Source organism: Fundidesulfovibrio agrisoli, assembly GCF_022808715.1.
In the GTDB taxonomy this organism is placed as follows: Bacteria; Desulfobacterota; Desulfovibrionia; order Desulfovibrionales; family Desulfovibrionaceae; genus Fundidesulfovibrio; species Fundidesulfovibrio agrisoli.
On record NZ_JAKZKX010000020.1, the window covers coordinates 1 to 7749 of the forward strand.

The 7749-nt window shown below is 68.6% G+C and carries 6 protein-coding genes; 2 read left to right on the plus strand and 4 right to left on the minus strand.

Translation table 11 applies throughout. The features are described from left to right. Positions 1-239 precede the first annotated feature (239 nt). The 4 genes from MLE27_RS13505 to MLE27_RS13520 are packed head-to-tail and all read right to left on the minus strand — an operon-like array spanning position 240 to position 4943. Positions 240-1397 carry an ABC transporter substrate-binding protein gene (locus tag MLE27_RS13505; RefSeq protein ID WP_243312613.1) on the minus strand — a complete coding sequence of 386 codons (1158 nt, stop codon included), beginning with the start codon at positions 1395-1397 and terminating at the stop codon, positions 240-242. A 33-nt stretch (positions 1398-1430) separates the two neighbouring features. Next, on the minus strand, positions 1431-2381 hold the full coding sequence (locus MLE27_RS13510; RefSeq protein WP_243312614.1) for a branched-chain amino acid ABC transporter permease: 951 nt from the start codon (positions 2379-2381) through the stop codon (positions 1431-1433). A 3-nt stretch (positions 2382-2384) separates the two neighbouring features. Further along, positions 2385-3257, minus strand: coding sequence for a branched-chain amino acid ABC transporter permease (locus MLE27_RS13515; RefSeq protein ID WP_243312615.1), 873 nt, complete (start codon positions 3255-3257; stop codon positions 2385-2387). An 18-nt stretch (positions 3258-3275) separates the two neighbouring features. Next, on the minus strand, positions 3276-4943 hold the full coding sequence (locus MLE27_RS13520; protein ID WP_243312616.1) for a VCBS repeat-containing protein: 1668 nt from the start codon (positions 4941-4943) through the stop codon (positions 3276-3278). Between the two features lie 383 nt (positions 4944-5326). Here MLE27_RS13520 and MLE27_RS13525 point away from each other — a divergent pair, with 383 nt between their 5' ends. Further along, on the plus strand, positions 5327-6655 hold the full coding sequence (locus MLE27_RS13525; RefSeq protein ID WP_480017370.1) for an RsmB/NOP family class I SAM-dependent RNA methyltransferase: 1329 nt from the start codon (positions 5327-5329) through the stop codon (positions 6653-6655). A gap of 46 nt (positions 6656-6701) precedes the next feature. Next, positions 6702-7607 (plus strand): class I fructose-bisphosphate aldolase, encoded by a 906-nt coding sequence (locus tag MLE27_RS13530; RefSeq protein ID WP_243312618.1) that lies wholly within the window; start codon positions 6702-6704, stop codon positions 7605-7607. Positions 7608-7749 lie beyond the last annotated feature (142 nt).

Sequence of the window (7749 nt, forward strand, 5' to 3'; positions counted from 1 at the left end):
TGAGCCCCGGCCGAGGATATTCTTCCGATATGTCCGACGGCCGGGGCTCAGCAGGGCAGGCCACACAGCCTAACACACCAAAATAAAAAGGCCGGTCCTCTCGGACCGGCCTTTCTGCATTCCTTCATCACGCGCTCAGGTTCGCACCCAAGCGAACGTCAGTACCTATAAGGGATTCCAAAGGGCGCAGCCCTTTGGCCGCCGGAGGCTTCCCCCGGCAATCTCCCCCCGTCCCGCGCCTATTTGGCCTCCACGAACGTGCCGCCCTTCACGGTGACCATCACCATGGAGTCGGTGGCCAGCCCGTTGTGGTCCTGCGGGGTGGTGTTGAACACGCCGGAGACCCCGACGACGCCCTTCAAATTCTGCAGCGCGTCGCGCAGGGCCTCGCGTTCGGCCTTCCCGGCCTTCTTCAGACCCTCGACCAGCAGGGTCAGGGCGTCGGCGGCGTAGCCGGAGTGGGTGTTCATGGGGAATTTGGCCTGCAGACCCTGGTCCGTGTAGTTCTTGACGAAGGCCGCGATGACCTCCTTCTGCGGGTCGCTCGCGGGCAGTGTCTCGGCCACCATGAGCTTGGTGGCGGGCATGACCACGCCCTCAGCGTTCTCGCCCGCCAGCTTGAGGAAGTTGGCGCCCGCGATGCCGTGGGACTCCACCAGCAGGGGCTTGTCTCCGGGCAGGGAAGAGAAGTTCTTGGCAGCGATGGCGGCGGCGGGCCCGATGGTCCAGATCACCACGGCCTGGGGCTTGGCCATGACCACCTTGAAGGCCTCGGCCGAGAAGTCGGTGCCCTTGGAGTCGATGTTCTCCTCGGAGACGATGGTGATGCCGTTGGCCTGGGCCAGGGCGTTGAGCGCGTTGGAGCCGTCCTGCCCGAAGGGGTCCTTGGCGGTGAGCAGGGCCACCTTGGTCAGGTTGTGGGCCTTGAGGTACCCGTAGATCTTCTCCACGGCGGTGTTGGTGCGCTGGGGCACCTTGAAGGTCCAGTCGAAGGGGCCGTACTTGCCCCCGGCCACGATGGCGTCGCCGCCCACGGTCATGATGGTGGGGATCTTCTGCTCCTCGGTGTACTTCTTCACGGCCATGCCCTCGCCCGTGGAGGTGGGCCCGATGAGCGCCAGCACCCCGTCGGACTCAACCAGCTGGCGGGCCATGCGCAGGGCCACCTCGGGGGTGGACTGGGTGTCGTAGGCGATCATCTTGAGCGGACGCCCGAGGATACCGCCCTTGTCGTTGATCTGCTTGAGGGTCATCTCGGCCACGAGGCGCGTGGCCGTGCCGATCTCGGCGGTTGGTCCGGATTCCGCGAATATGCCGCCGATCAGGATGGGTTCCACTGCGAAGGCGCTGCCCGTCAGGCAGAGCAGGACAACAAGGGAAAGGAACAAACGCGGCATACGTCCTCCGAATGGTGATTGGTTTCGGAGGCTTTACACTCGTTTCGCCGCAGGGGCAACCAGGCGGGGCAGCCAGGCGAAGCCGCCGGTCTCACGCCAGTAGCCCGCCAGCAGGGCCGTGGCCAGGATCAGGCCGTGCACCAGCATGGTGGCTTCGCCCAGGGAATGAAACCAGGAGATGAGCGCTTCGAGCAGGACCACGGCCAGCAGTGGCCGCACCAAACGGCCGGGGCCGCCGATGACCAGGAAGAGCAGCGTCTTGAGGGAGAGCCCCAGGTCGAACTGGCCGGGGCTGATGAACCCCGTGGAGTTGGCCAGCACCATGCCCGCCAGGGCGGAGAAGGCTCCGCCGATGCCGAAGGACACGGCCCGGACCCCCAGGCGGTCGATGCCGCAGGAGGATGCCGCCAGGGAGTCGTCCTTGCAGGCCAGCAGGGCCCGCCCCAGGCGGGAATCCCTCATGGCGGCGAAGATGTAGCCCCCGAGGCCGAGCAGGAAGAGCAGGGCCGCGAAGTTGGCCCGGTCGCCCTTGAGCTCGCCCAGCAGGGGCAGCGCCGGGCTCACGGAGACCATCATGCCGTTGGAGCCGCCGGTCACGGGGGCGAAGGCCAGCACCAGGTTCACGAAGATCAGGCAGAGGCAGAGCGTGGCCATGGCCAGGAAGCCTTCGCCGAGCTTCTCCAGGGGCTTGCTGATCCAGGCGGCCGCGAAGAAGGCGCAGGCCGCGACACCGGGCACGATGACAAGGGTGCCTTGAGGCCACATGGTATGCAGGATCACGGAGCCGTATGCGCCCAGGCCGCAGAACGCGCCCGAGGCCATGGAGGCCTGGCCGCCCAGGCCCAGGCAGAAATTGAGCGCCAGCACGTTGAGCGCCAGGAACAGGTGCTGGTTGAGCGCCAGCAGGTGCACGTTGGGCAGGAAGGCGCCCACCAGGGCCACGGCGGCCAGGAAGGCGGCCAGGGAGCGGACTTCGCGGCGCACGGGCTAGACCTTCTGCTGCCTGCTCTGCGGGGTGGGGGCCAGCACCAGGAGGGCCACCAGCAGGGAATAGGTCAGTGTCTCCTTGAGGTCGGCGCTGAAGGCCAGGGTCAGGCAGGCTTCGATGACGCCCAGCAGCAGCCCGCCGCAGAAGACCTTGCCCAGGGAGGTGTAGCCCCCCAGGGTGGCGGCCACGAAGCCCTTGAGGCCCAGGCCGAAGCCCATGTCGTAGCGCAGCATGGTCTGTGGGCCGATGGCCATGGCGGCCAATGCCGAGAGGATGCCCGAGAGCGCGAAGGAGAGGGCCTGCGCGCGCACCGGGTTCACGCCTTGCAGCCGGGCGGCCAGCGCGTTCATGGAGACGGCGCGGATGGCGCGCCCCGTGCGGGTGAGGCCCAGGAAGGCCGAGAGCACGGCCACGCTTGCCACCGCCAGCACCAGGGAGGTGACGGTGTTGGGCCCCAGGAACACCGGGCCCATGCGCAGCGCGGGCATGGTGACGAACTGTTCGAGCTTGAGCGGGTTCTTGCCCCAGATGAGCACGGCCGCGCCCTGCCAGATCAGGCTGGCGGCCACGGTGAGCATGAGCTGGCGCAGGGGCTGGGCCAGAAGCATCACGCCGAGCGTGGTGGAGTAGAGCAGGTGGCCCAGCAGGAACCCGAAGACGCCGGTGGCCAGCAGGGCGGAGACAGGGCCGAGCTGGAGCGTCTGCGAGAGGCTGAAAAGCACAAGTCCGCCCAGGAGGAGAAGCTCCCCCTGGGCGAAATTGATGAGCCTGCTCGAGTTGTAGATCAGGCAGAAGCCCAGGGCCATCAATCCGTAGACCGCTCCGAGAGCAAGCCCCGAGTTGACGGCCTGGGCCAGGTACAGAACCAGCACGCGCGGCGGTTCGGCGGGCTAGTTGCCCACCTCGTCCATGTTGCCGAACTTCACGCCTTTCTGGATGGACTCCAGGTCAAGCGGGTAGGCAACCACGACCGTCCGCCTGTTCTTGACCCCGGCGGGGCCGGGGAAGGTGTTCATGCACACCACCAGGTTCTGGACCTTGCTGTGGTCGATGTCGGCCACTTCGTAGCCCACGATGGTGCCCTTGAGGCGGCGGGTCTTCCACTTGAGGTTCAGGCCCACGCCGTCCCAGCCGAGGGAGTGGATCTCGCCCTGGGAGAAGAGGCGGAAGTTCTCGAAGAACTGGGATGCCACCGAGATGTTGCGGCTCACCAGCAGCTCGGCCTTCTTGTCGTTGCCGAGGATGGCGGGCACCAGCGGCAGCGGGATGTAGTAGTAGCTCCAGAGGTAGTTGTCGTTGGGAGTGGCCGTGGGCGGCAGCAGGCTGTCGTGCTCGATGCCCATGCTGGACCCGGCGTACTGCTCCTCGGTTTTGGCGATGGTGTCGTTGCGGCCGCTGTAGACTTCCAGGCGGTCGTTGTCGTCGAGCACCACCAGCTTGTAGCCGGCCTCCTCGGGCAGATAGGCGAAGTTGAAGGGGTTGGCCTTGGTGGGCAGGCTCAGGCGCGAACCAGGGGTCAGGCTGCCGTTGGCGAAGTTCATCTCGTACACGCCGCCGGTGAACACGTCCCTGGCGTCGCCCTTGGAGCCCACGAGCTGCTTCTGGTAGCGCGGGGGCAGCTTCACGGCGGAGAGGTACCAGGGCAGGCGCTCGGCTTCGGCCACCAGCTTGTTGCCGTCCAGGCGCAGGATGGTGGACTGGGGCAGTTTGTTGAAGAAGCCGGAGATCACCAGCTTGTTGCCCTTGTCGCTGCCGATCTGGACGACGGAGGCGCGCACCAGCTTCACGCGGGTGGAGCCTTCCCATTTGGCCACCTGGGCCAACTGCCTATCCTGGAAGCGGTAGACGTAGACGTCGCTGTTGGAGAACAGCACCACCTCGTTCTGGCCGTCTCCGTCCAGGTCGCCGATGGCCATGCCGTTGGCGGCGTAGGGCAGGGTCTGGCTGCGCCAGGAGCCGGGGGTGTCGGTGTTGCCCGCGTAGCGGAAGTTGGGGTTCAGGTAGACCTGCTGGTTTTCGGCGGTCTGGTTGACCACGAAAGCCGGGTTCATCTGGTTCACGGACTGCACGGGCTGACCGGTCTTGGGGTCGCGGGCGGCCTCGACGCGGTTGAACACCTGGGCGTTGATGTCCTTGGCCAGGCCCTCCATGCTGGGGATCATGGTGTTGAGCTTGGTCTGGGCGCTCTTGGTGGTCAGCTGGCCCTTGGAGTCGAGCACCTTGACGTCGAGGCTGGCGTCGTCGCCGGCGATGGTCATGGAGCCGAACACCGCGTAGTCGGCCTTGAGCGCGGCCATGGCGGCCTTCGCCTCGGACTCGGAGCGCGGGGCGGCCTTGACCTTCTGGTCGATGGCGGATTTGTCCGTGGGCTGGAGCTTGCCCTGCCAGGTCAGGCGGGAGACGAGCATGTCCTGCACGCCCTGGGAGAGGTAAGCGAACTTTTCGGGGCCGTTCACGGCGAAGGGCAGCACGGCGAAGGTTTTCACCTGGGCCATTGCGGCGGAAGCAGTCAGAAGAAGGGCCAGTGCGGCCAGAAATACCACGCGGGCGCGGATCATGCGGGAACCTCCATGGAGCATGGGCAAGCCAGCCCGGCTCTGCCGGGCGGCAAGGCTGTTAGCATTATCGTACAGGCGAGGCAAAAGAAATGTGTTGGCCCTTTCCGTGGGCTTTTGAGGGGTTAATCCCGGGATGCCCGGCACATGGACAATATTTCATGGTCTCGCCCCCCGTGTGGGGCGCGGGATGCTCACAAGACGCGGCCCGGAACCGCCCGGTTACAACCCGTCGCCGGCGGGTTGAGGAGTCCGGGCGAACCCGGCCCGGCATGGCCGATCCAGCGGCGCCGCAGCCCCTCGCCCAGACCTGCCCGCCAGCGCCGGAAGCAGCCCCCGCGCGCATGGCGCTTGCCAAGCGTTCGGGCTTGGGCCATGTTGCGCACGTGGCCCGATCCTTCCGCATCGTCTGCGACCCCGAAGCCGTCCCCCGGGTGGAAGCCCTCCTGGAGGCGCAAGGGTACGCCTTCGAACCCGAACCGTTCAGCCCCTGGTGCCGCAGGCTCACCCACGAGCCCGCGCCCTTGGGCTCGTCCCTGGCGGCCCGTTTCGGGCTGATCTACATCCAGGACCGCTCCTCCATGCTGCCCCCCCTGGCGCTGGACCCGCCCGCCGGGTCCGCCGTGCTGGACATGTGCGCCAGCCCGGGCGGCAAGACATCCTTCCTGGCGCAGCTTGCCGGGCGGGAGGGCTACGTGCTCGGCAACGAGCCCAGCGCCGACCGGCTGGCCACCCTGCGCCAGAACCTGGCGCGCCTCAACCTGCCCCAGGCCGTGAGCACGGGCAGCAAGGGGCAGGACCTGGCCCTGCCGCCGGGCGGCTTCTCCTACATTCTTCTGGACCCGCCTTGCAGCGGCTGGGGCACGGTGGACAAGAACCCGCAGGTGCTCACCCTCTGGAAGCCGGAGAAGGTTGACCCGCTGACCTCCCTGCAGCGCGAGCTGCTGGCCAAGGCCGCCACGCTGCTGGCCCCGGGCGGGCGGCTGTTGTATTCCACCTGCACCACCAACCGCGCCGAAAACGAGGACCAGGCCGTCTGGGCCGCCGGCGAGCTTGGGCTCGAGCCCCTGCCCCTGGCCCCGTTCCCGGGGTTCAGCTTCCACGAGCCCCAGGACCCGGCGGCCGCCGGGACCCTGCGCGTGGACGGCGAGGGCTCCGAGGCCCAGGGCTTCTACCTGGCGCTGTTCACCAAGCCGGATTCGGCCCCGCTCCCGGAACCGGAGTCCGGGCCCGGGTTCGGGCCGGAAGCGCCCGCCTCCAGGCGGCGCTCCTGGCGCGATCCCCGGGGCGTTGCAGGCAAGGGGCCCGGCTCCGCGCCTGGCACCGCCACGGACTTCCTGGCCAAGGCCCGGTCCGGCGCGCCCGGCCTGGCCTGGGAGAGCCTGCCCCAAGGCTCCGCCGAGATGTTCAAGGACGAGCTCTGTTTCGTGCCCGGGCGCGGCGCGGGCCTGCTGCCGGTGCGGCGCAAGGGGCAGCGCCTCGGGCGCATGGCCGGTGACGGCTTCCGCCCCTGGGCCAGGGCCAGGCTGCTGCTGCCCCCCGCCGGGAGCGGCCCGGAGTTGGACGCCGACGAGCCCGAGACCGTGACCGCCCTGCTGGAGGGGCGCTCCATCTCCGTGCAGGGGGGCTCGGGCCGCATGGGGCTCTATTTCAGGGGCCTGCCCCTGGGTTTTCTGACCGTGAAGGGCGGCCGCGCCCTCTGGTCCGACAGATGACCGCCCGCCGGGGCTGACCGCCGGGCAAGCACCGACCAGGAACCATATGATACGCACAGCCATGCCCAGAACCCGCCTGCGCCAGTCCGCAAGGAGCGGCCCGGCCGAACGCAGGCGCTTCCACTTCCACAGCATCCCCAAGGACACCCGCATGATCGGCATCTACCGTCGTCTCGGACGCCTCTTCGACCCCGTGAGCGGCCGCGCCCTGATCCTCCCCCTGGACCACGGCGTGGGCGAAGGCATGATCCCCGGCCTGGAGGCCGTGGGCAAGCTCACCGAGATGGTCAAGGGGCGCAACGTGCAGGGCGTGGTGCTCAACAAGGGCCCCGCGCGCACCCACGGGGCGGGCCTGCCGCTTGGGCTCTCGCTCATCGTGCAGCTCTCCGGCGGCACCAAGCACGCGCTGCCGCCCTACGGGCGCACCGTGGTCTGCTCCGTGGGCGAGGCCCTGCGCCTGGGCGCGGACGCCGTGAGCCTGCAGATCAACGTGGGCAACGACCTTGAGGACAGGATGCTGGCCGACTTCGGGGCCATGGCCGACGAGGCCCACCTGGCGGGCCTGCCCGTGCTGGCCATCATCCAGCCGCGCGGCGGGCACATCGTCAACGAACTGGACCCCAGCCTCATCTCGCACTGCATCCGCCTGGGCTCGGAGCTGGGCGCGGACATCGTGGGCGTGCCCTATTCGGGCGACCCGGAGAGCTTCTCCAACGCGGTGGCCTCCTCCGACTCCCCCGTGGTGGTCACCGGCGGGCCGGGGCGCGGGGAGTTCTCCCGCTTCCTGGCGGACATGGCCGACGCCCTGGACTGCGGCGCGGCCGGGCTGTGCGCCGGGCGCAACATCTTCCAGAACGAGGACCAGGGCGCGGCCCTGGACCAGGTGGCGGCACTGGTGCACCAGCGTCCCGAGGCCCCTGCCTCGCAGGAGACTGAAGGCGAGCAGGCCTAGGCGCGAAGCCTAAAAGGGAGTCCAGAGGGCCGAAGGCCCTTTGGCCGCCGGAGGCGCTCCCGTTTGTCTCGGCTCCAGGCGTGGGGGGGGGGGGGGGGCGGCGGGGGCGGGGGTGTGAGGGCCGAAAACACGTGAGCCGCGG